Below are 25057 nucleotides of genomic sequence, written 5' to 3' on the forward strand. Positions count from 1 at the left end.
CCGGCTCAGGACTTGTCCAGCGCTCCCCGCACCAGTGCCGCGGCGAGTACGGCCGGGTCCTGGCCCTTCGCCAGCCGGATGAGTTCGTCCGGTGCGGTGGGCAGGCCGAGCCGCTCCGCTCCCTGCAGCGCCTTCGCGTCCAGGTAGGGCGATACCTCGGGCCACACCGTCTGCACCTCGCGCAGGAAGATGTCGGCGCCCGCGGGACCTATGCCGGGAAAGCGGCGCAGCCCCGCGCGCAGCGTGTCCATGTCGCCGTCGGCCTCCCTGCGAAGCCGCCGCAGATCACCGCCGTACGCGTGGAGCAGCAGCAGGGCGCCGTCCCCCAGCTGGGTCGCGGTCCGTTCGTCGTACCGGCGATAGCCGCCCTCGCCCAGCGCGTCGACCCGCTCCTGCCACGTGGCGTCGGCCATACGGCGCGGGGTGCGCAACCGGTGCGCGAAGAGTGCCCGCGCCGAGGCGACCGCGACCTCCGCCCGGATCCGCGCGCTCAGCAGATCGCTCAGGACGAGCAGCTGGTACAGGGGCTGAGGGGTATCGCGCAGTCGGATGCCCGCCTCGGCCGCGTAGGTGGTGCCGTGCCGCCCCAGCAGTGTGTCCAGAGTCCGCCGGGTGCTCACGTGAATCCGAAGATCCGCGCGATGAAGTACCCCGCGACGACGACTGAGCCCAGCAGCACCAGGGCGGCCCAGAGGGCGGGGTGCTCCCAGATCCCCCCGTCCGGGCGCTCGACGTGTGCTTCGCTTATGCAGCCCTCGGCCGGAGGCGTCTCCCCGGGGGGCGTGAGTGAGATAGCCATGTCTCCACCTTCCCTCCGCACGGCCAGGTCCGCGAGGGCGGTCGCGTCGGGGTGCCGGTGGCGGCACGCGGTACGTCCGTACGGAGTCGGACCGGTCCCCGAAGCGCTGGGGGACCGAGGAACGGGGCACCGTCTAGAAATGCCTGCAGTTTCCACGCCCGAGCCCGTCGTCAAACTCGTCCAGCGCACCGCCGAGCCGGCCGCGGCCCAGACACTGCGGTCGACAGCGGCTGCCGTCATCGCCTTCGCCGTGGCCCAGGCTGTCCTGCCCGCCCCGCATCCCGCGCCCCTCACCGCCCCGCTCACCGCTCTGCTCGTGGTGCAGGTGACGCTCTACGCCACGCTCACCACCGGCATCCGGCGTGTGAACGCCGTTGTCGTCGGGGTCCTCATCGCCAGCGGATTCAGCTCCCTGGTGGGTCTGAGCTGGTGGAGCCTCGGACTGACGATCTTCACCTCCCTGCTGATCGGACGACTGGTCAGGGTCAACGAATTCGTGCCGGAGGTGGCGATCAGCGCGATGCTGGTCCTCGGCGTCTCCCAGGTCGCCGCCACCGCCTGGGAGCGTGTGCTGGAGACGCTGATCGGCGCCGGGGTCGGCCTGCTCTTCAACCTCCTGCTCGCACCGCCCGTCTGGGTCGAGTCGGCGGGCGCCTCCATCGGCGGTCTGGGGGAGCGGATGGGGAAGATGTTCCGGGCCTTGGGAGACGAGGTCGGCGGCAACCACTCCGTCGGGGAGGCAGCGGCGCGTCTGCACGAAGCCCGCCGTCTGGACCACGACATCGTGCAGGTCGACGCATCCCTGAGGCAGGCCGAGGAGAGCCTCATGCTCAACCCCCGCGTCAAGGAGGGGCTGCTCTACCGTGTGGTCCTGCGGACCGGGCTGGACACCCTGGAGATCTGCGCCGTGGTGCTCCGTGTCCTCACCCGTACGCTGACCGACCTCGCCAAGGCGCGCACGGAGGAAGCGCTCTTCCCCGAGGACGTGGCCATGGACCTCAGGGAACTCTTCGGGCAGATGTCCGACGCCATCGAGGGGTTCGCCCTGATGATCACGACGCCGATGGCCGAGAGTGGCGAGGAGGCCGAGGAACGCCTGGCCGACGCACTCGCCCGGAGCCGTACGACGCGCGACCGTGTGGCGAACCTGCTGCTCGAGGACGTCCAGGAACACCCCAGACAGTGGCAGCTGCACGGTTCGCTGCTCGCGGAGGTCGACCGCATCCTCGACGAACTCGACACCGGCAAACGCACCGAGCGTCTGGCCGAGGAGCTGGACCGGCGTTCCGCACAGGCCCACGAACGCCACCCGAGGCTGCGGGAGATGTCCCGTCGGCTGCGCGGGGCGAAGCCGACGTGGCGGCGTGCCGGCAAGTGAGCGTGTCAGTCCGCCGAGCGGCGGGCCTCCCCACCGGGCCGCGTACGGCGCCGGTGGCTGGTGTCGCACCACGGGTACATCCGGCTGCGCCGGCACATGCACAGGGCCACGACGAACCGGTCGGAGACAGCCACGCTGCCGTCCGCGCAGGTGACCTCCACCGGTCCCTCGACCAGAAGCGGCCCCTCGTCGCCCAGGGCGATCCGGCACGGGCGTTCACTCCTGTCCGGCACGGATGACCACCAGTTCCTCCGTCGTCTCGCCCACGTCCACCATCCCCGTCTCCCGGAGCCACCGGAGCCTGGAGCGCAGCACGGGCCCGAGGGGCACCAGAGCGCGGTCACTGACATCGGCCCGCAGCCCGGCGTCGGACAGACGCCTCAGGGTCGCATCGCTGTCGCACAGGCCGGAGTGGACCAGGAGCAGCCGTCCTCCGGGACGTAGCGCCGCCGGGACGGTCTCACAGATCCTGTCCAGGACCGCACGGCCGTCGCGCCCTGCCTCCCAGGCCCGCGCCGCACCGTGTCCGGGGAGCCGGCCCAGGGGTGAGGGCACGTAGGGCGGGTTGCAGATCACCAGGTCGTAGGAGCGGCCCCGCAGTTCGGAGAGGAGATCGCTGCGCTGCACGGTGATGCGCCGACGGTGCAGCAGTGCGTTCAGCCGGGCGGTCATCAGCGCACGCCACGCGACATCCACGGCCGTCACCCGTGCTCCCAGCCGCGCCGCGTGCAGGGCGAGGGCGCCGCTGCCCGTACCGACATCCAGGACTTCGGTGCCCGGGCCGATGCCCTCCCGGTCCAGCGCCGCCATGAGCAGGCGGGTGTCGTGCTGGGGCGCGTACACCCCTGGGAGGGTCATCAAGCGGGCGGTGCGGGCGTCCTCGGCCGTGTCTGCGGACATCTGCGGCTCCCTTCGGGACTTCACCTGGGGCGTGCGGATCAGTACGAGGTTCAGGCCTGCCAGTCCGCCAGCAACCGGTCCCCGAGCCGGTCCTCCAGACAGGAGGTGGCGGTGATACCGAACGCGACGTCGGCCGCCAGTGCGGGTTCGTCGTCGAGCAGACCGCCGATCACGTCGCGTCGCACCACCTGCTCGTGCACCGCGTCCGCCTCGACGTGCTCGGTGTAGAAGAACTCCGCCGCGGGGCCGGCGCCGGTGCGTTTCATGGCGTCGGCGAGGCGTCGCGACGCGGGCGACGAGGTGATCTCGACAGCCGCGAAGTGACCCACCAGCGCTCCGCGCAGCCGACGGTGCAGTCCGAACAGAGACATCAGGTTCACCAGGGCGAGCATGGGTGCGCAGCCCTCGTCCAGATAGCGGCCGTACGCGGTGTCGAGGCCCAGATCGGTCATGAGGTCGGCGAAGAGCTGGGCGTGGACACGGTCCGCGCGCCCGGCGCCGAACTCGTCGTACTCGATCGCTGCCATGCCCGCCTTCGCCCGCCCGCTGAGCCGGGGCAGCACCCAGGCATGCGGGTCGGCCTCCTTGAGGTGGTACAGCGAACGCTGCTTGGCGTACGCGCGCAGATGGCGCAGCTCGCCCCGGCTCTGCAGGAACCACGGGACGCCGGACCCGCGCACCGGTTCGACCAGGAGGCCGTCCAGGACCTCCTCCAGGCTCGCCGTCACCGGTGCGTCGCGCCGCAGAGCCGTCAGGAAACGGTCCTCCATCGCGGCACGCACCGCGAGCAGCGGAGGGTCCCACTCCAGCGCCGGGCTCACACCGCTGAAGCCGCGGTAGTGCAGCTCGTAGCAGACGTACAGGGCGAGCTGAAGGTCGTCGCCGTACGGCTGGGCGGCGCGGGCGGTGTCAGGGGCCGGCAGAGGGCCGCCGTCGCGCAGGAAATCGGTCACCGCAGCGGACAGCACTCCACGCGGTCGGGGAAGGGATGGCTCTGCGCGGTGAGGTGGCATGGCTTCCCTCCTGCCCCGGTATGCCCGGGAGTCACACGGACGACCGTGATCGACTGTACGCCGGACGCCCGCGACCAGCCTGTCCACACCGGCGCGCACCGGTCGGCGCTACCGCCGCGTCCTCTCACCCGTCCAGTCCAGGAGCCGCTCCACGGGCCAGGTGGTGACGATCCGGTCCGCCGGCACGCCGCACTCCTCCGCCCTGGCGCATCCGTAGAGCTGCCAGTCCAGCTGGCCCGGCGCGTGCGCGTCGGTGTCGACCGAGAGAAGCGCACCCGAGGCGACCGCCTGCCGGAGCAGGGCGCGCGGGGGATCGAGGCGCTCCGGGCGGCAGTTGATCTCCACCGCAGTCCCGGCCTCGGCGCACGCCGCGAAGACCCGCTCCGCGTCGAACTCCGACTCGGGCCGCTTCTTCCCTCCGACGAGCCGCCCGGTGCAGTGCCCGAGGATGTCGGCGTGCGGGTCGCGCACGGCGGCGAGCATCCGCTCGGTCATCGCCGCCGCGTCCATACGCAGCTTCGAGTGCACCGAGACGACCACCACATCGAGCCGTTCCAGCACGTCGGGGTCCTGGTCCAGCGAGCCGTCGGGAAGGATGTCGCACTCGATACCGGTGAGCAGCCGGAAGGGCGCCCACTGCTCGTTGAGATCGGCCACGACGGACAACTGATCCAGGAGGCGTTCGGTGGAGAGCCCGTTGGCCACGGTCAGCCTGGGGGAGTGGTCCGTGAGCACCGCCCACTCATGGCCCAGCCCGGCCGCCGTACGGCCCATCTCCGCGATGGAGCTGCCCCCGTCGGACCAGTCCGAGTGCATGTGGCAGTCACCGCGCAGGGCGGCCAGGAGCGTCTCGCCGCCCGAGGCCGGCGGTGTCGCGGCCTCCTCCTCCAGCGTTTCGAGATATCCCGGCGTCGCGCCCTCCACCGCCTCGCGGATCACCTTGGCCGTCTTCGGGCCGATGCCGCGCACCGTCTCCAGTGAACCGTGTGCCACCCGCTGGGCGACCTCGTCCCCGGCCATGGTGCTGATCGCCTCCGCCGCCGTGCGGAAGGCCTTCACCCGGTAGGTGGCCGCCTGGGACCGCTCCAGCAGGAACGCGATCCGTCGCAGGGCGTCCGCCGGCTCCATCGTCAGGGCCGCGCGGTGTGGTGGGGGTGCCCGTGTGTACGGCGGGCTTCTTTCATCCCCGCCTCGTAGAGATGGCGCCGGCCTCCCACGAGCTCCGTGCGCACCCGCTCCTCGACCGCGACGAACGGCCGGTAGTACGTGGCGTCGTACGCCTCGACGAGCTGGAACGTCCAGCAGCCGGGTACGACGTTGCGGCCGATGATCTCCTGCTCCACAAGGTCGGCCTGCTCCGCGTGGCCGCCCATCCGGAGCAGTTCGACCGCCCGGTCCAGCGTCAGGTCCGCGCCGCCCGTGAGCTGATGGAAGCCGTAGAGCTGCCCCCGGGCACGCTCCACCCCTTCCAGCGCCTCCGTCAGCGCCCCTACCGCCTCGACGGTCGTGTCGTCGACCCCGGGAGGCCGCACATGCTCTTCATCGGGCCCGGCGGGGCCACGGCTCTCACTCATGCATACGACTGTGCACGTGTCCCGGACGATGCGTCCCGCCGGAACGCCGAAAGAGTGAGCGCCGGCCGTGCGGCAGAGGGCTGCCGCCCTCACAGGTGGCATGCGCCGAGCATGTTTGAGGAGGGAGGGGCGGGGCAAAGCCCCAGTGGCGCGGGAGCGCTCCCACGCCGATGGATCCCCACCTGATCCGGAATGGAGTTCGCACCATGAGTTGTCATGATCGCGTCAATTTACGCGACTGGGCGCTCCGCCTCGCAGGCGTGTTCGTCGCAGCCGTTCTCTGCCTCCTCCCGTGGACGGGCACCGCGAACGCCCACGGTTCCGTCGTCGACCCGGCCTCCCGCAACTACGGCTGCTGGCTACGCTGGGGCGATGACTTCCAGAACCCGGCCATGGAGCAGGAAGACCCCATGTGCTGGCAGGCATGGCAGGCCGACCCGAATGCCATGTGGAACTGGAACGGGCTGTACCGCAACGAATCCGGCGGCGACTTCCCCGGCGTCGTACCCGACGGTCAGCTGTGCAGCGGCGGCCGGACGGAGAGCGGACGGTACGACGCCCTCGACGCCGTGGGCGCGTGGCAGACCACCGACATCACCGGTGACTTCACGGTGAAGCTGTACGACCAGGCCAGCCATGGCGCCGACTACTTCCAGGTGTACGTCACGCAGCAGGGTTTCGATCCCGCCACGGAGGCGCTGACCTGGGACGACCTCCAACTGGTCGCCGAGACCGGCAGCTACGGCCCCAGCGAGAACTACGAGATCCCCGTGAGCACCTCCGGCCTCAGCGGCCGCCATGTGGTGTACACGATCTGGCAGGCCTCACACATGGATCAGACGTACTTCCTCTGCAGCGACGTGAACTTCACCTGATTCCGCGCCATCCACTTCCCCTGGCCCCGCCGGCCGCTCACACCGGCGGGGCCTCGAACGACCGTGCGTCCGCGTGTGTGTACGTCCGCCGTGTGATCGATTGGCGGTCGGGTGCTGCCCGTCCTAACGTCGACGAGTGAACGCTTCTGTTCACTGCTGACTCGTATGGCACTCACACCATGACCGGATCACGAGAGAAGTCTGCGTCGATTGCCGCATCCCCGGAGCGGGGCCACGGCAATGGGATCGCCCTGTTCGTGATCGCCTCGTGCCAGCTGATGGTGGTACTCGACGTCACCATCGTCAACATCGCTCTGCCGCACATTCAGAGATCTCTCGGTTTCTCGACCGAGAGTCTGTCGTGGGTGATCAACGCCTACACCCTGACCTTCGGTGGGCTGCTCCTGCTCGGCGGGCGGCTGGGCGACATTCTCGGGCGCCGCAGAGTCTTCATGTTCGGTGTGCTGCTCTTCGTGTTGGCCTCGCTGCTGGGCGGTCTCTCGCAGGAATCCTGGCAACTGCTCGCAGCGCGTTCGCTGCAAGGCATCGGCGGTGCGATCGCCTCACCGACCGCACTCTCCCTCATCACCACGACCTTCCGCGAAGGACCCGACCGGAACCGGGCGTTCGGCGTGTTCGCCGCCGTTTCCGCGGGCGGCAGCGCGATCGGGCTGCTCGCCGGCGGGCTGCTCGTGGAGTGGCTCGACTGGCGCTGGGTGCTCTTCGTCAACGTGCCCATCGGCCTGCTGATCGCCCTGGCGACGCCCCGTCACATCAAGGAGTCCGAGCGTCACCCCGGCCACTTCGATGTTCTCGGGGCGCTCACCTGCACGCTCGGCATGGTGCTGCTCGTCTACGGCTTCATCCGTGCCTCCGAGGACGGCTGGAGCGACGGGTTCACGCTGGCGTCCTTCGGCGGCGCCGTGGTGTTCCTGTTCGTCTTCCTCACCGTCGAGCGCAGGTCGAAGCAGCCCATCACCCCCCTGCACATGTTCGGTGACCGTAACCGCGCCGGGGCCTACGGGATGATGCTGTGCCTGGCCGCGGCGATGTTCGGGATGTTCTTCTTCCTGACCCTCTTCGTGCAGAACATCCTCGACTTCAGCCCGCTGCGGGCGGGGCTGGCCTTCCTGCCGGTGAGTGTGGTCATCGCGATCACAGCGGGAATCGCGTCGCGGCTGCTTCCGAGGTGGGGCCCCAAGCCGTTCATGGTGACGGGCGCGATCCTGGCGGCGGCAGGGCTCGCCTGGCTCACCCGGACCGATATCGACAGCACGTACCTGGGCAGCCTCCTCGGTCCGATTCTGGTCTTCGGCTCCGGTATGGGCATGCAGTTCGTGTCGCTGACACTGATGGCGGTCTCGGGCGTGGAGCCGAGGGAGGCGGGGGCGGCCTCCGGAGTCCTCAACACCACCCAGCAGGTCGGGGGCTCGCTGGGGCTGTCCATTCTGGTCACGGTGTTCGGTACGGCCAGCCGCAACGAGGCGAAGGACCAGATCCCCCGCTTCATGGCCGAGGCGACTCCCGCGCAGCAGTTGCAGTTCCGCAGGACGGGGCAGCTCCCCGCGCCATGGGGTGACCAGGTACTGGCTTCCGGCGTCTCCAACGCGTTCACCGTCGCCGCCGGTGTCTCCGTCATCGCGGCGCTGATCGCACTGTTCGTCATCCAGGTCAGGGCGTCCGACCTGGAACGCCTGAGGGGCGGAGGGGGCGCCGCACCACCGGTGGCCGCGCAGGACGACCCGGCAGGAGCCGTGGCCGAAGGCGGCGCCGAGGAGCCGGGCGGCAGTGGCCACACGCGCGACGCCGGCGCTCCGGCACGAGAACGCGACGGTGGGGAAGGCCCTCCGCGCCCCCCTCCGCCCGGGTGAGGAGCTGCTCCCGCCCGCCCGCCCGTGTCGTGGGGCGCGGATCACCGGAGCAGGTTGACGAGACGGATGTAGCGCACCCAGTCCCAGCTCGCCCCGGGGTCGGTGTGATCGCTGCCCGGCACCTCGTGATGGCCGATGATGTGCGCCCGGTCCTTGGTCAGGCCGTAGCGGTCGCAGATGTCCGCGGTGAGCCTCGCCGACCGCTCGTACATCGTGTGGGTGAAGTACGACGGTTGATCGATCCACCCCTCGTGCTCGATGCCGACGCTCCGGGTGTTGTAGTCCCAGTTCCCCGCGTGCCAGGCGATGTCACGCTCCCGCACGCACTGGGCCACGAATCCGTCCCCGGAACGCACCACGTAATGGGCGGACACCGCCTTGGCCGGATCCTGGAAGATTCCGACCGTCTCTGTGAACGTCTGCTGGGCGACATGGATGATGACACGCTCGACCGGATACTCCGATGGACGACTCGACACCGTGTAGTTGGACGTCGACGCCGGAGACCACTGCGCCCCCGGGTGGTCCGTGTCCGCCGCCTGCGTGGCACCGGCCCGGGCCGACGCAGGAAGGAGCGCCGCGGCGGCCGTGACCGCGGCGCTCTGAATGATCCGTCTGCGGTGCATCAGCAATCCTGTCGGTGCGGGGCGTGGTCGGCTCTCCACGGCACAACACGCGCCGCCCCACCGTACGGTTCCGCGCCGGCGGGAGCCGGGACTGCCGGTGGCCGTACGGTGTGACCGCCCCTCAGGAGCCGGACAGCACTCCGGCCAGCGCGGCGGCCGGATCGTCCTCCGCCGGTCCGGCCGGCACCCACCTGCCCCGCTCCTTGGCGTACGGCCACCAGCGCCCGTCGCGCCCGTAACGCAGCTGCGCACCGGAACCGACCACGGTCCAGCGGTTGCCCGACGCACGGAGTCGCGGGCCTTCGCCCTCCTCCCACGCCGAGGAGAGACGTCCCCGGGCGCGGGCGAGATCGTCCGGGCCCGGCAGCCACTCCTCCTCGCAGATCGACAGCGCGGCCGTGCCGCCGTACCCCCAGGCCCGCACCGCGATATCCAGCCCCGCCGGTCCGCGACCGGCCACAGCGCCGAGCCGCGCCGTGAGACGGGCCTCAGGACCCCCGTCGGAGGCCAGCCTCACGGCGTCCTGCTCCGGCGTCAGGCCGGCTGCCGGGGGCCGTTGTCCGTGCCCGTCGGAGAGCGCCTCCGCCAGCATCGCGAACGCCCGTACGGCACTGTCCGCGGCCAGGAACTCCAGAGCCGAGGGGTCGACACCCGCGGCGGGGTCCGTCTCCGTGTCCAGCGACTGCGCCGGTCCGGGCTCCGTGGGCAGAGGCGGGGGAGGCGGCAGCGGCGGCAGGATGCCCTGCGCCGCGTACGCCTCGTCGGCCCGCACCCCGCGTGACGCCGGCCCGCCGGGCGGATCGTCCGCCGGTACCTCGTCGGTCGTCCCACGTACCGCGCGGGCGGTACTTCGCACCTGCAGCTCGTCGAGCAGCCGCCGCTCGTCGCGCCCCCGCAACAGCAGCAGCACGAAGGGGTCCTGGTCGAGCAGCCGCGCCACCTGATAGCACAGGGCGCCCGAATGCGGACAGTGGTCCCAGGCCTCGCAGCTGCACTCCGGCTCCAGATCGCCGATTCCCGGCAGCAGATCCAGGCCGGCGGCCGCCGCGTCCTCCACCAGATGCGGTGGCATCTCCCGGTCGAGCAGGGCGGCGATGTGCCCGGAGCGTTCGGACGCCATGTCCAGGAAGCGGTCCCATTCCTCCTCGGTCAGCTCCTGGAGGAGCACATCACTGCGGTACGCCGTCGAGTCGGGGTCCTTCACGACCGCGGTGAGCCGGCCGGGCCGTACGGACACCGCACCGACCCTCCCCTCCCGGGCCAGTTTCCGCCCCCTCTTGAGCTGTCCACCGTCGAGCGCCGTGTCCTCGAGAGCCTTCAGCCAGGCCTGCCCCCACCAGGACGAGGCGAATCCACGGCCCTGTGCGGGCGGAAGCGCGGAGAACGTGCGCTCCGGCTCGTATCCCTCGCTCATCGTGCGCCCCCTCGAAGCTCGACCAGCTCGGCCAGTTCCGCATCGCTCAGTTCCGTCAACGCGGCCTCCCCACTGCCGAGTACCGCGTCCGCGAGCCCCTGCTTCCGGGCCAGCATGGCGGCGATCCTGTCCTCGATGGTGCCCTCGGCGATCAGCCGGTGCACCTGCACCGGCTGGGTCTGCCCGATCCGGTACGCACGGTCGGTGGCCTGTGCCTCCACGGCCGGATTCCACCAGCGGTCGAAGTGCACCACATGACCTGCCCTGGTGAGGTTGAGCCCCGTACCCGCGGCCTTGAGCGACAGCAGGAACACCGGTGCCTCGCCTGCCTGGAACCGGTTCACCATGGTCTCCCGCGCGGCGACCGGCGTGCCGCCGTGCAGGAACTGGGTGAGCACCCCGCGCGCCGACAGATGCTGCTCCAGGAGTCGGGCCATCTGTACGTACTGGGTGAACACGAGCACGCTCGCGCCTTCGGCGAGGATCGTGTCGAGCAGCTCGTCCAGCAGCTCCACCTTCCCCGAACGGTCGACGATGCGCGGCTGATCCTCCTTGAGGTACTGCGCCGGGTGGTTGCAGATCTGCTTGAGCGCCGTCAGCAGCTTCATGACCAGGCCCCTCCGGGCGAACCCGTCCGCGCCGGAGATCGCGTCCAGCGTCTCGCGCACCACGGCCTCGTACAGCCCGGTCTGCTCCGCCGTCAGCGACACCGCGCGGTCGGTCTCCGTCTTCGGCGGAAGCTCCGGTGCGATGCCCGGGTCGGACTTGTGACGCCGCAGGAGGAACGGGCGCACCAGCGAGGCGAGCCGTTCGGCCGCGGCGGGATCGTTGCCTCCCTCCACCGCGCTCGCGTAGCGCGTGCGGAACGTGCCGAGCCGCCCCAGGAGTCCGGGGGTCGTCCAGTCCAGGATCGCCCACAGCTCGGAGAGGTTGTTCTCCACCGGGGTACCGGTGAGTGCGACACGCGCGCGCCCACCGATGGTGCGCAACTGCCGGGCCGTCGCCGAGTGCGGGTTCTTGACGTGCTGCGCCTCGTCGGCGACGACCATGCCCCACGGCGCCTGCGCCAGCCGCGCCGCGTCGAGACGCATGGTGCCGTAGGTGGTGAGGACGAACCCACCGTCCGCCAGGCCCTCTAGGGAGCGCGACGCGCCGTGGAAGCGCCGCACCGGTGTGCCCGGGGCGAACTTCTCGATCTCCCGCTGCCAGTTCCCCATCAGCGAGGTCGGGCACACCACGAGCGTGGGCCCAGCGGCGGATTCGGTGCCCTGGCGGTGCAGATGCAGAGCGATCAGCGTGATCGTCTTGCCGAGCCCCATGTCGTCGGCGAGACAGCAGCCCAGGCCGAGCGAGGTCATGGTGTGCAGCCAGTTCAGGCCACGTAGTTGATAGTCGCGCAGGCTCGCGTCGAGGGCGTCCGGCTGCCCGACCTCCCCGTGGTCGCTCTGCTCGGGATCCGCGATCCTCCTACGCAGCCGCTCGAGCCAGCCCGTCGCCGCCACCTCGACCCGGTGCCCGTCGACGTCGGTGCTCCCGGTCAGCACGGCTCCCAGCGCGTCGACAGGGGTGACCTCGCGGTCCCGGGTCCCGCGCGCCCGGCGGGCGTCGTCCGGATCGACGAGCACCCACTGGTCGTGCAGTCTGACCAGCGGTCTTCCCGCCTCCGCCAGCCGGTCGAGCTCAGCCCGGCTCAGCTCCCTGTCGCCCAGCGCGAACCGCCAGTCGAACGCCAGAGCCGCCTCGGCCGACAGGAAGGACGGCATGTCCCCGCCGGTCCGCCCGGCCGTCCCGGCGCCGTCGTCCCGCGGGCCGATCACCGCACGCGCGGTGAGCTTCCTCCCCAGCTCCTTCGGCCAGTGCACCTGCACACCCGTCGCGGCGAGTGCCCTGGCCGCCGCGCCGAGCAGTTCCGCGATCTCCTCGTCGGCGGGCTCCACCGCGTCCGGAACCGCCGCCGACAGCAGGGGCGTCAGCGGCGGCCAGGCGCGGGCGGCGCGCCGGAGGGCGAGCAGGGCGTCCATACGGGCACGCGGACCGAACTGTGATCCGGCGGGGGAGCGGTCGGCCCACACAGCGGCCGCGTCGGCGACCAGGGCCGGATCCTGGACGCTGTGGATCTGCAGCACCACACGGAACGAGGGAACCTCACCGGCGTGCTCCACTCCCGCCGCGTCGCCGAGGCCCAGGACCTCGACGCGAAGGGAGAGCCGTACCCCCGCGTCGTGTCCCGCCGCCACATCCGCCGCCCACGGCCGCAGCCCCGGCAGATGCTGCGCGGCCGGTGCGGTGAACGCCGGTGTGCCCGTGACGAATTCGGCCGCCGGAGTCCGCGGGAGGCCGTCGACCACCGAGTCGAGGAACGACCGCAGCAGCGCTTCCGGCTCCGCCAGCATCACCGGACCGCTCGGCACGTCGAGCGGCACCGCGTGCGCCTCGGGCGGCATGGAAGCCGCCAGCACGCGGATCCGCTCGATGTCGTCCGCGCTCAACGGGCCGGCCCGCCAGGCATCGCGGTCCATGGGGCTCAGCCCGGGCAGCAGCAGCCCACGCGCGACGAGTTGGAGCGCGAGCACCCCGGCAGCGCCCCAGAACGCCGCGGACGGCGAGGCGTGCGAGTCCGCCCGCGCCCTGGTCAGGACCGGCAGCGCGTCCCGTACGGGCAGCAGCAACGCCGGGACGGAGTACGGGCGGACGTCACTTCCGACGACCGTCAGATCGGCCGGACTGCTCGTATTGCCGGGAGGGGTGCTACCGTCCGCATTCCAGAACGCGATCAGGCCGGTACGGGCCGGATCCGCGGGGAGGAAGACTGCGGAGCAGCGGGACAGTTCAGAGATCTCGTTGAGCGTTGCCGCAGGGAGCCTGTGCACAGCGATGTCAGATTCCTCAAATTTGACTAGTGAGCCCGGGGTTCGCCGAGGGTACTCCACCCACGGCACGTCCCGGGAGAAGTGCCCTGTGAGCCACCTCACTCATTTCTGCCTTCTGAAGCCTGGGGTACAGCCTGCCCCACCACCGGACACGGGGGATTGCCCCCGCAAGGCCGGGGTGATGGCGCCATGGCTCCCTCAGGCCCGCTCTCCGTACGTTTGTCGAGGTCAGCGCAGTTGCCCAGGAACCGGAGACGTCATGCCCCAGGCGGTAGAAGCCACCGTTGTGCAACACATCGGCGACATATCGGAGGGGTCGGCGACCCCGTCGGCCGCCGGAAGCGATTTCACACCACTCCTGAGGACGGTCAAGGGGCAAGGGCTCCTGGAGCGGCGCACGGGCTGGTACACGGCGGGGATCGCCGCCAACCTGGTCGCTCTCGGAGTCGTGATCACCGGCATGGTGCTCCTCGGTGACTCCTGGTGGAACCTGTTCCTCGCCCTGCCGATGGCGGTCCTGTGGACACGCACGGCCTTCTTCGGACACGACGCGGGACACGCCCAGATAACCGGCGACCGCAAGGCCGGCCGGGCCGTGGGCCTCGTGCACGCGAATCTGCTCCTGGGCATGAACGAGGCCTGGTGGAACGACAAGCACGTGCGCCATCACGCCAATCCGAACCACGTGGACAAGGACCCCGACGTCGGGGTGGGCGCCCTGGTGTGGACCCAGAAGCAGGCCGCCCAGCGCGAAGGGTTCGCCCGCTGGCTCACCCGCAACCAGGCGCGGCTCTTCTTCCCGATGCTCCTGCTCGAAGGCATCGCTCTCAAGATCTACGGCTTTCAGTTCCTGCGGCGGCAGCCCGTCCGTGAGCGTGCGCTGTCCGGCCTTCTGCTGACCGCTCACCTCGCGCTGTACGCGACGCTGCTGCTGACCGTGATGTCCCCGGGCAAGGCCGTCGTCTTCGCCCTCGTCCACCACGCGCTCTTCGGCCTCCACCTGGGCATGGCCTTCGCCCCGAACCACAAGGGCATGGAGATGCCCGACCCGGACGGTGACCGCTGGGGCCATCTGCAGCGCCAGGTCCTCACCTCGCGCAACGTCCGGGGCGCGGTCCTCACCGACTGGTTCCTCGGCGGTCTGAACTACCAGATCGAGCACCACCTCTTCCCCAGCATGCCCCGTCCCCACCTGCGGCTGGCGCAGCCGCTGGTGAAGGCGCACTGTGCATCCATAGGGATGCCGTACGCGGAGACCGGGATCATCGAGTCATACCGGCAGGCGCTGGAGCACATGCACGAGGTGGGCGAGCCGCTCCGGTAGGCCGTCGCAGGGGCTCGTACCGCGAAGCCGGAACCGACGGAGGCGCACAGGCGTTCTCTCATCAGGAGCGGCCTCGGCCGCGGAGGAGGCAGGGATCATGTCGAACGGTGCAAAGATCGCCATCGGGGGAGTCGTCGCGGCAGTCGTCCTGATTCCCTTCATCGGATTCTGGCTGTCGCTGCTGGTCCTCATCGGCGTACCCGCCGTGGGGTACCTGATGCTCGACCCGACACAGCGGCGCAGGCTCCGCAGGATCAGCCGTAAGGAGATCGGGCGCTGAACAGCGCGATCGCCGCGGAGCAGCCCCGTCCACCGGAGCGCGTGTAGTACGCACGGGTCCGGCCGGCGGCTCCGGGGGACGGGCGTGCCCGGCCTGCGGGTCAGGCGGGCCGGACGGCCAGCTCGTCGAGCGATTTCAGCAGGCCGGGCAGTTCCGGGCCGCGGCCCACCGGCATGATCTCGCCCGGCTCCTCGTCCAGCAGGATGAACGCGATGTCGTCGGTCCTGGCCACCAGGGACCAGCCGGGGCCGTCGGCCCGCAGCGTACGCGCCCCGCCGGGGGCGAACGCCGAGCGGATCCGGCCCGGCGGGGGCGGAGAGCCCACGTAGGCCCTGGCCGCTTCGAGCGCCTTGCGTACGCCGGGGTGCTGCCCGGATCCGACGGAATCCGCAGAGCCCCTCTCCTCCTCCCTCGCGTCGGCCGGCACTGTATCGGCAGGGGAGCTGTCGGTGGGAGCCTCGTCCGCCGGACGGGGTTCCCCGGACCGGCCGAACGCTGTCTCGTCGTCGATCTGGTCGCGCCACGCGGCCCACTGCAGGGCGATCTCGTCGGCTCCCAGGCGCCGCTGCGGAGCGCCCCAGACCTCGGTGTCCGGCGGCGTCAGTGGCTCCGGGCCCTCGTCGTCGGGGCCGGGCGGGGGATCGTGCGGGTCAGGGACGCCGGGCGCGGCGACCGCCAGCGCGAGCGGCCATCCCGGGAGTGCGCAGACCACCGAGCGGTCGTCGGGGGAGAGGTCGTACTCCATCCCGCAGTCCCAGGCGGCGATGGCGACAGCCACCAGCGAGACGTCCTCGACCACCACCGTCCACCGGGCGCCGCCGCTGTCCTGGCCGAGTACGAGGCCGTACCCCTCCGCGAACGGTTCGAGGCCGAGCTCGGCGCACGCGGCCACGTAGTCGTCGCCGAGCACACTGGGAAACTGCGCGGGGGTCAGCAGTACCGCGGTCAGCACAAACAGCGCGTCGTCGTCGGCGACCGTGTCGTCCGTCGCTGCCACAGCACCCACCCTTATTCCTGATCGCTTGATCCGTCGGCGCACCTTAACTACTGGGTAACCCTGCCGTCGAGGCCCTGACGAGCGGCAACGGACACGGATCCCGAGCCCGACGAGGTGCGCGGGCGCACGCCGAAACACCCCTCGTGCCGTGGTGCCGGCCGGCCCGGGACACGTACGGTTGTCCTTCCGGCCGACGAGGGGACAGCATGGTGCAGCGGTTCGATCGCCTGAAGGAGATCCAGCGTCTGGACCCGGAGCGGGACTTCCTGGAGATCTACCGGCTCACCGTGTCGTACGAATTCCCCTGGGACATCACCCGTGCTCTCGAACTCGCCCTGTACCGCACCTACGCCGTGCCCAGCATCGGCCGACTGCTGGCGGAGACAGCCGAACTGACGGAACGTTCACAGAAGAGGTACGACGACACCGCACTTCTCCTCGACGCCGTCGTCGAGCACGGCTTCGACAGCGAGGAGGGCCGTACGGCCGTCCGCAGGATCAACCGGATGCACCGCAGCTACGACATCAGCAACGACGACATGCGCTATGTGCTGTGCACGTTCGTCGTCACCCCCAAACGCTGGCTCGACGTGTACGGCTGGCGCAGACTGTCGGGCCACGAGTTGCGTGCCTCCGCCGCGTACTACCGCACGCTCGGAGCACGCATGGGCATCCAGGACGTGCCACAGACCTACGAGGACTTCGAGCGCGCCCTGGACTCCTACGAGGAGGAGCACTTCGGCTGGGACGAGGGCGCACGTGCGGTCTCGGACGCCACCCTGGACCTGATGGGCTCCTGGTATCCGCGTCCGCTCGCGCCCGTGGTCCGCAGAGCCGGTCTGGCCCTCCTCGACGACTCGCTGCTGCGGGCGTTCAGGTACGAGCGGCCGGGACCCGTCGCCCGGGGGCTGACCCGGGGGGCCCTGCGCCTGAGGGCTGGTGCCGTACGCCTCCTGCCGCCGCGCTCCACCCCTCACTACGCCCGCCGGAATCCCGAGATCAAGGGCTACCCGGACGGCTACGAGGTGGCCAGGCTCGGCACGTTCCCCACGCCGGGCCTGCGCGGCTGCCCAGTGCCGCACGGACGGCCGTCGGACGCAGCTGCCGAGTGAGCCGGAGGCGGCGGTTCCGGAGGCGGTGGTGTGCCCGGCGGCGGCCGCTCAGCCGGTCCGTACGGCCAGCGCCAGGAAGCGGCTGTCCTCGTCGGCGTAGGTGTCCAGCCGCCAGCCCGCCCCCGTCAGCAGAGGCGTGAGACGGGGCTCGGACCTGAGGTCGTCGTCCGAGAGGGCCCGCCCGTGCCGTGCGGCCAGCACGGCGCGCCCGAGGGGATGGAACAGAGCGAGCCGGCCGCCCGGACGCACCACCCGGGCCAATTCCGAGAGCCCCTGCAGGGGGTGCGCCAGATGTGAGATCAGCCCGGCGGCGAATACGGCGTCCAGTGCCCCGGCGCGCAGCGGGAGCCGTGCGGCATCGGCCAGCAGCAGTGCGCCGCTCGTCTCCCTTCCCGCTCGCAGCGCCGCATCCAGCATCGCGGGCGTCAGGTCGGCCCCGAGCACCGTCCCGCCGGGACCGACCGCAGTACGCAGGGCCGGCAGCGCACGCCCGGTCCCGCAGCCCGCGTCCAGCACGGCGTCGCCGGGGCGCGGACCGAGCTCGCGGACGGCGGCAGCGTAGGCCGGGCCGTCGTCGGGGAAACGCCTGTCCCATTCCGCCGCCCGCGCGGAGAAGAAGTCCTGGACCTGTGTGCAGTCATCGGTCATACCGACATGGTGGCTGATTGCTCGTGCGTACCGCCCACTGAGGACGGATTGCGACCTCATCCGGGCGTCGGGCGAACCTGTTCGGACACATAAGTCAAAATCCGTTCACTCGCTTCTGTGGCTGCCCTCTATTGCCATGCTGTCGCGCCTACTGACGGCACTCGCGGGAGAAGTGATCGATGTCCTCCGGGTATATGGACAGCACGTGTGAGGAAGGGGCCGATGACTCCACGGACCTCGCCCTGAAGATATTGGTCGCCGGCGGATTCGGAGTCGGCAAGACGACTCTCGTCGGCGCGGTGAGCGAAATCCGGCCGTTGCGCACGGAGGAGGTCCCCAGCAAGGCAGGAGAGTCCGTCGACGACACCGAGGGGGTCGATCAGAAGACAACAACTACGGTCGCCATGGACTTCGGCAGGATCACCATCCGATCGGGCCTGACGCTCTATCTGTTCGGCACACCGGGACAGGACCGGTTCTGGTTCCTGTGGGACGAGCTGTCTCAGGGCGCCCTCGGGGCGATCGTCCTGGCCGACACGCGGCGGCTCGAGGACTGTTTCCCGGCCGTCGACTACTTCGAGCACCGCCACATCCCGTTCGTCGTCGCCGTCAACTGTTTCACCGGGGCGCGGGCCTGTACCGAGGACGATGTCGCGCGCGCACTGGATCTCGACCAGGGGACTCCCGTCGTCCTGTGCGACGCGCGTGACCGTTCCTCAGGAAGGGAAGTCCTGATCCGCGTGGTCGAGTACGCCGGACGCATGCACACCGCGAGGATTCTCGACTCGGTCGGCCGGTCGGCCGGCCCCGCGTGAGACGAGGATCCCGGCACGGTCGATCCGTCTCCCGGCGCGCCGGACGCCCGTTCCCGGCAGCGGGTCGACGGTGGCGCGAAGCAGCGCCCCCGTTGCGGGGAGGCGCTTGCCCGCAGCGGGGCCGTAGGCAAGGCTTGCGCGGAAACGCGGGGGAACGGATGAACGGGGAGGACGAGCACATGGCGCTGGACCGGGGACTTGACTGGCTGCTTGACGATCTCACCAGCCGGGTGGAGAACGTCCGGCACGCGCTGGTGCTGTCGAACGACGGGCTGGTGACCGGGGCCAGCACGAGCCTCGCACGGGAGGATGCGGAGCACCTGGCTGCGGTCTCGTCCGGGCTGCAGAGCCTGGCCCGCGGATCGGGGCGTCATTTCGGAGCGGGAAAGGCCCGCCAGACCATGGTGGAGTTCGACGAGGCGCTGCTCTTCGTCACGGCGGCGGGGGACGGCAGCTGTCTGTGCGTACTGACCGCCGCCGAAGCCGATGTCGGCCAGGTCGCCTACGAGATGACGCTGCTGGTCAATCGGGTGGGCGAACACCTCGGTGTGACGGCGCGGCAGGGCAAAGACAGCCTGGACCACCTCTGACCTGCCATTTCTTTGAGGCCCCAGGAGTTATCCACAGGCCGTGCGGGCATTTCCACCCCGAGCTACCGTGGTCACACAGAGTATTCGACCTCACGGGGGAGGACGGCCATGGCCGTTACGGAAGCCACGCGCACGCACACCGCAGGCACGCCGGAGCTCAGTTGCGTCACCGCAGGACGCGCGGCTCAGGAACTGACGTTGAAACGCGGCGAATTCGACCTCGCCGTCCATCTGGGGCTGATCGGTGCGGAGCCGGTGACGGGCGTGGGCAGGCCGCGCATCCGGCAGCAGGAGATCGAGCGGCTGCGTGCTCTGCCGGGTTTTCCGGGACAGCTCAAGGACCAGGTGCGTACGGCGGGCACAGCGGAAGGCGCCAAGCTGCTCGGAGTCGGCCCGGTGCGTTTCACCGGCCTGGCCCGCATCGGGTGCGTCTCACCGGTCGCGTTCTGCCTGAACCGCTACCGCGCGGTGGTCTGGCTCTATCTGGTGGATGAGCTCCTCGCCTTCGCCGCGAAAGAGCCTGATCTGATCGTGGGGAAGAGCCCGGCGGGTATGCGGACCATGTTGGAGGCCGGCACCGACCACCGTGCGCGCAACTGGCGTTCACGCAGGACCGACCGGCTGCTGAAGCGCACGGAAGACCCATGGACGCGCGCGGCCCTGCAGGCGTCCGCTCTCGATCCGGTCCAGCTCGCAGAGGTGGTGGAGGACCCCTACGAGCGCGCCTACCTGGCCCGGGTCCGGCCGGACGCCGCCTTCGGCCGGCCGGGGTCGGCATCCGGGAGGGAGGCGATGGAGAGGCTGATGCTGGCGGACGACCCGGACGAGATCCTCTGGCGCCGGGTGAATCTGGCGCTGGAGCTGGAACAGGCGCGTGAAGTCCGCCCCGCCCCGCGCCCCGGATACGACCCCGCGCTCCGCCCCGTGCCGGCTCGCCCTGTCCCCTCTCGCCCCGCTCCGGCCCGCGCTGTTCGGGGCCGTCCCGCTCCGGGGCTGCTGACCTCCCGCCGCTCCGGAGCGAGGGCCGGCACCGGGCGAGGGCTGCTGGGCCGGATCGGCCTGCGCGGAGCGGGGGGAAGAGACCGCTAAAGCGATTGCGCGGGGCTGCCGGCCCGGGCATCTTGGCCACCATGTTGATCAGAGAGGCCACCGACAAGGACTGGCCCGCCATCTGGCCGTTCTTCCACGTCATCGTCGCTGCCGGCGAGACCTTCACCTACCCCGTGGACCTCGGTGAGGACACGGCCCGGGACTGGTGGCTCCTCCCGGAGCCCCATCGCACAGTTGTCGCGGTCGACGGCGGCGGAAGCGTCCTCGGGACGGCCAAGATGAACAGGAATCACATGGGCAATGGCTCGCACATCGCCAGTGCCAGCTACATGGTCGCCCCGGAGCACTCCGGCAAGGGCGTGGGCAGAGCCCTCTGCGCGTACACGGTGGACTGGGCACGTGCGGCGGGGTACCGCGCCATGCAGTTCAACGCCGTGACCGAGACGAACACCCATGCCGTGCGGCTGTACCGCTCCCTCGGCTTCGAGATCATCGGCACGCTGCCCGAGGGGTTCAATCATCCCACCCAGGGCTACGTGGGTCTGCACATCATGCACAAGTCCCTCTGAATTCAACCTCACAGGCCGCCGCGGCACCGGTGAGGCAGTTGCTTCCGGCCATCCTGCGCTGTCCGTCATGTCCCAAGTAGCGGTGATGTGGGCCGGGTTGACACATCGCTGAAACATGGGGCGAGTGCGACCCCTGGGCCGCGGGGCAGTACTGTGCGCCCCACCGCCATCCCAGCGGGGAACTCATATGGAGGAAGAATCCATGACCATACGCAGGAGATCGTGGCGCGGCGCGGGAGCATTCGCGGCCGCCGCGGTAGTCGGCCTGGCCGGCGGGGTCCTCTCCGCAAGTCCGGCCGCAGCTCACACCCCCACCTGGGCCGTGACCTGCTCCGACGTGACGCTCAACCTGACGGCCTACTCGGGCGACGCCACCAATGAGGTGACCGTGTCCGTCGTGGGCGGCGACGATCTGCTTGCCACGACCCAGTTCGGCCGGGACTTCAGCACGAAGGCGCCGCTCCAGCTCCCGAAGCACGACAAGGAGCTGACCGTCCGCCTCGTCGTCAAGGCCGGGGACGACGACAAGTACTCAGTCGACGACACGAAGACCGCTCCGGTGTGTGAGGACGACACCCCGTCGCCCACCCCGACCGAGGCGACGCCTTCGGAGACCCCGAGCACGGAGCCGCCGGCCTCGGAGACCCCCGCGCCGAGCAAGACCCCCACTGAGGCCGCGCCCGCCCCCGCGGAGCCGAGCAGCAGCGGGCCCGACCTGGCCGAGACCGGTTCGTCGTCCGCCACGCCCGTGATCGGCGGAGCCGCTGCCGCGGTCCTGCTCGCGGGTGGCGGCATCCTGTGGTCCGTCCGGAAGCGCCGCACCGCGCAGCACTGACGCGTTCACGGCATCCCGGCGCGGCGCTGGCAGAACACCGGCGCGCCGGGTGGGGGCGTACCGCATCGACTCCGTTGCGGTACGCCCCGTCGTGTTCCAGTACGCCTCCGACGGCAGCGGCAGCCGTCGGCCTTCAGCCATGGTCAGCGGACGGGGCCGATCTCGCACCAGACGGCCTTGCCCTCGCCCCTGGGTTCGATGCCCCAGCGCACGGAGACCGCGTCGAGAAGCAGCAGGCCACGTCCCGAGGTCGATGTCTCGCCCGGAGTACGGCGTCGCGGCCAGACGCTGGAGCGGTCCTGCACGGACAGTCTGATGCGCCGAACGGGCTCCGGCAGCACCTCCAGAGTCAGTACCGCCCCGCCCTCCGTGTGCAGCAGCACATTGACCAGCAACTCCCCGGTGACCAGCTCCGCGTCGTCCGCCAGGTCGGCGAGGTCCCAGTCCGTCAGCGCCTGACGCACGATGGACCTGGCCTCCGACAGCCCCTGCGGATCCGCCTGATGGACGTACTGGTGCAGCCTGGGTGCACTCGGAGATCCGAGATCAGGGCTGCGCCGCAGCACCAGCAGCGCCACGTCGTCGCCCGACCCCCACCGCTCCCACAGCCGGTCCGACAGATGATCGGCCAGCGCCTCGGCGCCGTCAGGTCCGCCGCTCACCTCGTGGATCAGGGCAGCGACCCCCACATCGACATCGGCACCCGGCTCCTCGACCAACCCGTCGGTGTACAGGACGAGGGTCTCACCGGGTACCAGATCGAGACGGGTCTCCGGATACTCCTCGTCCCGGAAGTCCGTGGAGATCCCCAGCGGCAGGCCGCCGCGTACCTGAGGGACCCCGACCCGCCCGTCGGTGTGCCTGATCAGCGGCCCGAAGTGTCCGGCGCGCGTCACGCGCACCGCCCCCGTGGCGAGATCCACCTGGGCGTACGTCGACGTCGCGAACCGGTCGGTGTCCAGCTCGGCGAGGAAGCGGGAGGCCCGCGCCAGCACGGTCGCCGGAGGGTGCCCCTCGGCCGCGTACGCGCGCAGGGCGATGCGCAGCTGGCCCATGATCGCCGCGGCGTGTGTGTCGTGTCCCTGCACATCGCCCACCACGACGCCGATCCGGCCCCGGGGAAGCGTGATCACGTCGTACCAGTCGCCGCCGACCTCGCGCCCGCTCCACGCCGTGTGGTAGCGGACCGCGATCTCGCCGCCCTCGATCTCCTGGATCCGTCGCGGAAGCATGGCCGACTGGAGCCCGGTGGCGAATTCGCGCTCCTCGTCGAAGAGGATCGCCCGCTGCAGGGACTGGGCGACGATGGCGGCCAGCCCCAGGCAGAGGTTTCTCTCGTCCGCGCTGAACGCGGTGCGTTGACGGTAGAAGAGGGCGAGTCCGCCCAGGGAGCGGGCCTGCGCTATCAGCGGAAGATAGGCGACCGCCTGGAAGTTCAGCTCGCCGATGTGCGGTTCGAGCGCGGGATAGCGCCGGATCAGGGAACCGAGCGAGGTGATGAACCGGGGGCGCCCGCTGAGGACGGTGTCCCCGAAGGGAAGCGTCGCGTCGAGCTGCCCGGAGCCCAGGCCCTGGAGGACTTCCACCGACTCACCGCTGAGCGCGATGATCTTGAGCGCGGAATTCTCCACCAGCCCGAGCGCCAACCCGTCCGCACCGATCCCCGCCAGACCGCCCGGGCCGGTGAGCGCGGCGGTGACGTCGTCCACGGTCACCGCGCGTGACATCGCGGCGGTCGTGCGCTCGACGATGCTCGTCTGGCGGCGGCGGCGTTTTTCCAGATCCAGCACGAAGGCCGAATGGGTGACCTCGGCCGTCGCGTCCCGCACCACACCGATGACACGGTGTGCCCGGCCGTCCTCCGACCGCAGGATCCTTGCCTGGACATGCGTCCACTGGCGGGTCCCGTCCTCCAGGGGCACCTGGAAGTGAACGCTGTAGGAACTGCTCCCGCCGGAGATCGCCTCGTCGATGGTGACGTCCAGGCGCGCACGATCGGGTTCGTCCAGACGTTCGAGCACCACCCCCGGTCGGGCGTCGAACGTCTCGGGATCCAGGCCGAACACCAGCAGCCCCGCCTCGTCGATATCCAGCGTCCGGGCGTCCAGATCCCATTCGAAGCTGCCGGTGCGGTTCATGGCGAGGCGCTCCGCGATGGCGGTCCCGTCCGCGTGATGCCGTTCGGACAGGAGCCGCGACGCCGAGTCGTCGTCCGCTCGCCATGAAGGGTCGGTCATACCTGCTCCGTCATCCCTGCTCCGGAGGTCGTCCGGCGGGGCTGCTGGACGTCGCGGCCCGTGAGTGCCAATTGTCGAGCCCGCGATGGCGGAGTGCCACAGCGGTTCACGGGAGACCCGGCGGCGGGACCCCGACAGGGGCGTCGCAGAATGGCACGCAGAGATCGTCCACGGCTGACCGGAGCGCACACATGAATGACGACGAGCCCGTCCTGCTGCACACCGAGGGCCGCATCCTGCACATCACCCTCAACCGCCCCCGGGCCCTGAACGCCCTCACCCACACCATGGTGCGCGGAATCGACGAGGCGCTCACCGGTGCGGCGGACGACGACGAGGTCACCGCCGTCGTGATCAGCGGCGCGGGGGAGCGCGGCCTCTGCGCCGGCGGCGACATCCGCTCGATCTATGAGGACGCCCGAGCGGGCCGCCGCGCCTCCGTGGACTTCTGGCGTGACGAGTACCGCCTCAACGCCCGCATCGGCCGGTTCCCCAAACCGTACGTGGCGCTCATGGACGGCATCGTGATGGGCGGCGGGGTCGGCGTATCGGCGCACGGCGACGTGCGCGTCGTCACCGAGCGCTCACGCGTCGCGATGCCCGAGACCGGAATCGGCTTCGTTCCCGACGTCGGGGGCACCCACCTGCTGGCCGGGGCGCCGGGCCACCTCGGCACCCACCTCGCACTCACCGGCCGTGCCATCGGCGCGGCCGACGCCATCCTGTGCGGACTGGCCGACCACTTCGTCCCGTCGCACCGCCTCGCCGACCTCACCGCCGCGCTCGCCCCGAGCGCGACACCCGCCGAGATCACGGACACCGTGCGGCAGCACGCGACCGAAGCGCCGGAGGGCGAACTGGACGCCCACCGCGCATGGATCGACGACTGCTACGCCGCCGACAGTGTCGAGGAGATCATCGACCGGCTGCTGAACAGCGGACTGCCCGCCGCGAAGGAGACCGCCGACGGCCTCCTCGCCGCATCACCCACCGCGCTCAAGGTCACTCTGTCCGCCGTGCGCCGGGCAGGGCGGCTCGGCACCCTCGAAGCCGCTCTCGACCAGGAGTTCCGTGTCTCCTGCCGGGCCTTCGACGGGCATGACCTGGTCGAGGGCGTGCGCGCCCGGATCATCGACAAGGACCGTGCCCCGCGCTGGAGCCCCGCCGACCCGGGCGACGTCACCGCCGCCGAGGTCGCCCGCTACTTCGAGCCGCTCGGAGCCCAGGAACTGGGCCTGTCCTCGATCTGACCCTCGCGCCTTCACCCCACCGGGGTAAGG

At 70.7% G+C, this 25057-nt stretch carries 25 protein-coding genes; 12 read left to right on the top strand and 13 right to left on the bottom strand.

Features of this window, described 5'->3' with window-relative positions; genetic code table 11:
• Nucleotides 1-5: 5 nt before the first annotated feature.
• Together AB0C75_RS32415 and AB0C75_RS32420 are read right to left on the bottom strand one after the other, a co-directional pair.
• Complete coding sequence (locus tag AB0C75_RS32415; protein WP_362895535.1) at nt 6-620, bottom strand: endonuclease; 615 nt, start codon at nt 618-620, stop codon at nt 6-8.
• On the bottom strand, nt 617-799 hold the full coding sequence (locus AB0C75_RS32420) for a DUF6480 family protein (RefSeq protein ID WP_362895537.1): 183 nt from the start codon (nt 797-799) through the stop codon (nt 617-619). Before AB0C75_RS32420 ends, AB0C75_RS32415 begins: the two co-directional genes overlap by 4 nt.
• A gap of 139 nt (nt 800-938) precedes the next feature.
• Here AB0C75_RS32420 and AB0C75_RS32425 point away from each other — a divergent pair, with 139 nt between their 5' ends.
• Complete coding sequence (locus AB0C75_RS32425) at nt 939-2177, top strand: aromatic acid exporter family protein (protein ID WP_362895539.1); 1239 nt, start codon at nt 939-941, stop codon at nt 2175-2177.
• A gap of 5 nt (nt 2178-2182) precedes the next feature.
• On the opposite strand, the gene AB0C75_RS32430 is transcribed toward AB0C75_RS32425, so the two are convergent.
• The 5 genes from AB0C75_RS32430 to AB0C75_RS32450 form a co-directional block, all read right to left on the bottom strand.
• Entirely contained in the window at nt 2183-2410 is a 228-nt protein-coding gene (locus AB0C75_RS32430) for a CDGSH iron-sulfur domain-containing protein (protein ID WP_362895541.1), read from the bottom strand.
• The gene (locus AB0C75_RS32435; protein WP_362895543.1) at nt 2394-3077 is read right to left on the bottom strand and encodes a HemK2/MTQ2 family protein methyltransferase; all 684 of its coding nucleotides are present in this window, start codon (nt 3075-3077) and stop codon (nt 2394-2396) included. The genes AB0C75_RS32430 and AB0C75_RS32435 overlap by 17 nt, the downstream gene beginning before the upstream one ends.
• 50 nt (nt 3078-3127) lie before the next feature.
• Nucleotides 3128-4090, bottom strand: coding sequence for an iron-containing redox enzyme family protein (locus AB0C75_RS32440; protein WP_362895545.1), 963 nt, complete (start codon nt 4088-4090; stop codon nt 3128-3130).
• 108 nt (nt 4091-4198) lie between these two features.
• The gene (locus AB0C75_RS32445) at nt 4199-5218 is read right to left on the bottom strand and encodes a PHP domain-containing protein (protein ID WP_362895547.1); all 1020 of its coding nucleotides are present in this window, start codon (nt 5216-5218) and stop codon (nt 4199-4201) included.
• A 2-nt stretch (nt 5219-5220) separates the two neighbouring features.
• Nucleotides 5221-5664, bottom strand: coding sequence for a hypothetical protein (locus AB0C75_RS32450; RefSeq protein ID WP_362895549.1), 444 nt, complete (start codon nt 5662-5664; stop codon nt 5221-5223).
• Nucleotides 5665-5870: 206 nt separating this feature from the next.
• Here AB0C75_RS32450 and AB0C75_RS32455 point away from each other — a divergent pair, with 206 nt between their 5' ends.
• Together AB0C75_RS32455 and AB0C75_RS32460 are read left to right on the top strand one after the other, a co-directional pair.
• Nucleotides 5871-6539, top strand: a complete 669-nt coding sequence (locus AB0C75_RS32455) for a lytic polysaccharide monooxygenase auxiliary activity family 9 protein (protein ID WP_362895551.1) — start codon at nt 5871-5873, stop codon at nt 6537-6539.
• 179 nt (nt 6540-6718) lie between these two features.
• Nucleotides 6719-8410, top strand: coding sequence for an MFS transporter (locus AB0C75_RS32460; RefSeq protein WP_362895553.1), 1692 nt, complete (start codon nt 6719-6721; stop codon nt 8408-8410).
• Between the two features lie 41 nt (nt 8411-8451).
• Here the strand turns inward: AB0C75_RS32460 and AB0C75_RS32465 are convergent, their stop codons facing one another.
• The 3 genes from AB0C75_RS32465 to AB0C75_RS32475 all read right to left on the bottom strand — a co-directional run bounded on the left by AB0C75_RS32465 (nt 8452) and on the right by AB0C75_RS32475 (nt 13320).
• On the bottom strand, nt 8452-9036 hold the full coding sequence (locus AB0C75_RS32465; RefSeq protein WP_362895555.1) for an N-acetylmuramoyl-L-alanine amidase: 585 nt from the start codon (nt 9034-9036) through the stop codon (nt 8452-8454).
• A gap of 121 nt (nt 9037-9157) precedes the next feature.
• On the bottom strand, nt 9158-10450 hold the full coding sequence (locus AB0C75_RS32470; protein WP_362895557.1) for an SWF or SNF family helicase: 1293 nt from the start codon (nt 10448-10450) through the stop codon (nt 9158-9160).
• Nucleotides 10447-13320 (bottom strand): DEAD/DEAH box helicase, encoded by a 2874-nt coding sequence (locus AB0C75_RS32475; RefSeq protein WP_362895559.1) that lies wholly within the window; start codon nt 13318-13320, stop codon nt 10447-10449. The genes AB0C75_RS32470 and AB0C75_RS32475 overlap by 4 nt, the downstream gene beginning before the upstream one ends.
• A gap of 259 nt (nt 13321-13579) precedes the next feature.
• On the opposite strand from AB0C75_RS32475, the gene AB0C75_RS32480 reads away from it, so the two are divergent.
• Both AB0C75_RS32480 and AB0C75_RS32485 read left to right on the top strand, forming a co-directional pair.
• Nucleotides 13580-14644 carry an acyl-CoA desaturase gene (locus AB0C75_RS32480; protein WP_362895561.1) on the top strand — a complete coding sequence of 355 codons (1065 nt, stop codon included), beginning with the start codon at nt 13580-13582 and terminating at the stop codon, nt 14642-14644.
• Nucleotides 14645-14741: 97 nt separating this feature from the next.
• On the top strand, nt 14742-14924 hold the full coding sequence (locus AB0C75_RS32485; protein ID WP_362895563.1) for a hypothetical protein: 183 nt from the start codon (nt 14742-14744) through the stop codon (nt 14922-14924).
• A gap of 100 nt (nt 14925-15024) precedes the next feature.
• Here AB0C75_RS32485 and AB0C75_RS32490 read toward each other — a convergent pair whose 3' ends face one another.
• Complete coding sequence (locus AB0C75_RS32490; protein WP_362895564.1) at nt 15025-15921, bottom strand: hypothetical protein; 897 nt, start codon at nt 15919-15921, stop codon at nt 15025-15027.
• Nucleotides 15922-16127: 206 nt separating this feature from the next.
• Between AB0C75_RS32490 and AB0C75_RS32495 the strand changes: the two genes are divergently transcribed.
• The gene (locus tag AB0C75_RS32495) at nt 16128-17033 is read left to right on the top strand and encodes an oxygenase MpaB family protein (protein WP_362895566.1); all 906 of its coding nucleotides are present in this window, start codon (nt 16128-16130) and stop codon (nt 17031-17033) included.
• Between the two features lie 48 nt (nt 17034-17081).
• Here the strand turns inward: AB0C75_RS32495 and AB0C75_RS32500 are convergent, their stop codons facing one another.
• The gene (locus tag AB0C75_RS32500) at nt 17082-17681 is read right to left on the bottom strand and encodes a methyltransferase domain-containing protein (protein ID WP_362895568.1); all 600 of its coding nucleotides are present in this window, start codon (nt 17679-17681) and stop codon (nt 17082-17084) included.
• 179 nt (nt 17682-17860) lie between these two features.
• Here AB0C75_RS32500 and AB0C75_RS32505 point away from each other — a divergent pair, with 179 nt between their 5' ends.
• From AB0C75_RS32505 to AB0C75_RS32525, 5 genes are all read left to right on the top strand, one after another.
• The gene (locus AB0C75_RS32505; protein ID WP_362895570.1) at nt 17861-18496 is read left to right on the top strand and encodes an ATP/GTP-binding protein; all 636 of its coding nucleotides are present in this window, start codon (nt 17861-17863) and stop codon (nt 18494-18496) included.
• A 179-nt stretch (nt 18497-18675) separates the two neighbouring features.
• Entirely contained in the window at nt 18676-19086 is a 411-nt protein-coding gene (locus AB0C75_RS32510) for a roadblock/LC7 domain-containing protein (RefSeq protein ID WP_362895654.1), read from the top strand.
• Nucleotides 19087-19194: 108 nt separating this feature from the next.
• Nucleotides 19195-20175: a DUF6397 family protein gene (locus AB0C75_RS32515; RefSeq protein ID WP_362895572.1), complete on the top strand. Its 981-nt coding sequence runs from the start codon at nt 19195-19197 to the stop codon at nt 20173-20175.
• 41 nt (nt 20176-20216) lie between these two features.
• A complete protein-coding gene (locus AB0C75_RS32520; RefSeq protein ID WP_362895574.1) occupies nt 20217-20705 on the top strand; it encodes a GNAT family N-acetyltransferase in 489 nt (162 codons plus the stop codon).
• Nucleotides 20706-20907: 202 nt separating this feature from the next.
• On the top strand, nt 20908-21540 hold the full coding sequence (locus tag AB0C75_RS32525) for an LAETG motif-containing sortase-dependent surface protein (protein WP_362895576.1): 633 nt from the start codon (nt 20908-20910) through the stop codon (nt 21538-21540).
• Nucleotides 21541-21683: 143 nt separating this feature from the next.
• Here the strand turns inward: AB0C75_RS32525 and AB0C75_RS32530 are convergent, their stop codons facing one another.
• Nucleotides 21684-23777, bottom strand: coding sequence for a SpoIIE family protein phosphatase (locus AB0C75_RS32530; protein WP_362895578.1), 2094 nt, complete (start codon nt 23775-23777; stop codon nt 21684-21686).
• A 191-nt stretch (nt 23778-23968) separates the two neighbouring features.
• On the opposite strand from AB0C75_RS32530, the gene AB0C75_RS32535 reads away from it, so the two are divergent.
• Nucleotides 23969-25027 carry an enoyl-CoA hydratase/isomerase family protein gene (locus AB0C75_RS32535; protein WP_362895579.1) on the top strand — a complete coding sequence of 353 codons (1059 nt, stop codon included), beginning with the start codon at nt 23969-23971 and terminating at the stop codon, nt 25025-25027.
• The last annotated feature ends 30 nt before the right edge of the window (nt 25028-25057 follow it).

Source organism: Streptomyces sp. NPDC048565 (genome assembly GCF_040650935.1).
Taxonomy (GTDB): Bacteria; Actinomycetota; Actinomycetes; order Streptomycetales; family Streptomycetaceae; genus Streptomyces.

Excerpts from the sequence above, each read along its gene's own strand:
- AB0C75_RS32485 (WP_362895563.1), top strand. The coding sequence starts at position 14,742 with ATGTCGAACGGTGCAAAGATCGCCATCGGGGGAGTCGTCGCGGCAGTC.
- AB0C75_RS32535 (WP_362895579.1), top strand. The coding sequence starts at position 23,969 with ATGAATGACGACGAGCCCGTCCTGCTGCACACCGAGGGCCGCATCCTG.
- AB0C75_RS32530 (WP_362895578.1), bottom strand. The coding sequence starts at position 23,777 with ATGACCGACCCTTCATGGCGAGCGGACGACGACTCGGCGTCGCGGCTC.
- AB0C75_RS32425 (WP_362895539.1), top strand. The coding sequence starts at position 939 with ATGCCTGCAGTTTCCACGCCCGAGCCCGTCGTCAAACTCGTCCAGCGC.
- AB0C75_RS32445 (WP_362895547.1), bottom strand. The coding sequence starts at position 5,218 with ATGGAGCCGGCGGACGCCCTGCGACGGATCGCGTTCCTGCTGGAGCGG.
- AB0C75_RS32460 (WP_362895553.1), top strand. The coding sequence starts at position 6,719 with ATGACCGGATCACGAGAGAAGTCTGCGTCGATTGCCGCATCCCCGGAG.
- AB0C75_RS32470 (WP_362895557.1), bottom strand. The coding sequence starts at position 10,450 with ATGAGCGAGGGATACGAGCCGGAGCGCACGTTCTCCGCGCTTCCGCCC.
- AB0C75_RS32455 (WP_362895551.1), top strand. The coding sequence starts at position 5,871 with ATGAGTTGTCATGATCGCGTCAATTTACGCGACTGGGCGCTCCGCCTC.
- AB0C75_RS32525 (WP_362895576.1), top strand. The coding sequence starts at position 20,908 with ATGACCATACGCAGGAGATCGTGGCGCGGCGCGGGAGCATTCGCGGCC.
- AB0C75_RS32495 (WP_362895566.1), top strand. The coding sequence starts at position 16,128 with ATGGTGCAGCGGTTCGATCGCCTGAAGGAGATCCAGCGTCTGGACCCG.
- AB0C75_RS32510 (WP_362895654.1), top strand. The coding sequence starts at position 18,676 with ATGGCGCTGGACCGGGGACTTGACTGGCTGCTTGACGATCTCACCAGC.
- AB0C75_RS32420 (WP_362895537.1), bottom strand. The coding sequence starts at position 799 with ATGGCTATCTCACTCACGCCCCCCGGGGAGACGCCTCCGGCCGAGGGC.
- AB0C75_RS32500 (WP_362895568.1), bottom strand. The coding sequence starts at position 17,681 with ATGACCGATGACTGCACACAGGTCCAGGACTTCTTCTCCGCGCGGGCG.
- AB0C75_RS32440 (WP_362895545.1), bottom strand. The coding sequence starts at position 4,090 with ATGCCACCTCACCGCGCAGAGCCATCCCTTCCCCGACCGCGTGGAGTG.
- AB0C75_RS32450 (WP_362895549.1), bottom strand. The coding sequence starts at position 5,664 with ATGAGTGAGAGCCGTGGCCCCGCCGGGCCCGATGAAGAGCATGTGCGG.
- AB0C75_RS32515 (WP_362895572.1), top strand. The coding sequence starts at position 19,195 with ATGGCCGTTACGGAAGCCACGCGCACGCACACCGCAGGCACGCCGGAG.
- AB0C75_RS32505 (WP_362895570.1), top strand. The coding sequence starts at position 17,861 with ATGTCCTCCGGGTATATGGACAGCACGTGTGAGGAAGGGGCCGATGAC.
- AB0C75_RS32465 (WP_362895555.1), bottom strand. The coding sequence starts at position 9,036 with ATGCACCGCAGACGGATCATTCAGAGCGCCGCGGTCACGGCCGCCGCG.
- AB0C75_RS32480 (WP_362895561.1), top strand. The coding sequence starts at position 13,580 with ATGCCCCAGGCGGTAGAAGCCACCGTTGTGCAACACATCGGCGACATA.
- AB0C75_RS32435 (WP_362895543.1), bottom strand. The coding sequence starts at position 3,077 with ATGTCCGCAGACACGGCCGAGGACGCCCGCACCGCCCGCTTGATGACC.
- AB0C75_RS32520 (WP_362895574.1), top strand. The coding sequence starts at position 20,217 with ATGTTGATCAGAGAGGCCACCGACAAGGACTGGCCCGCCATCTGGCCG.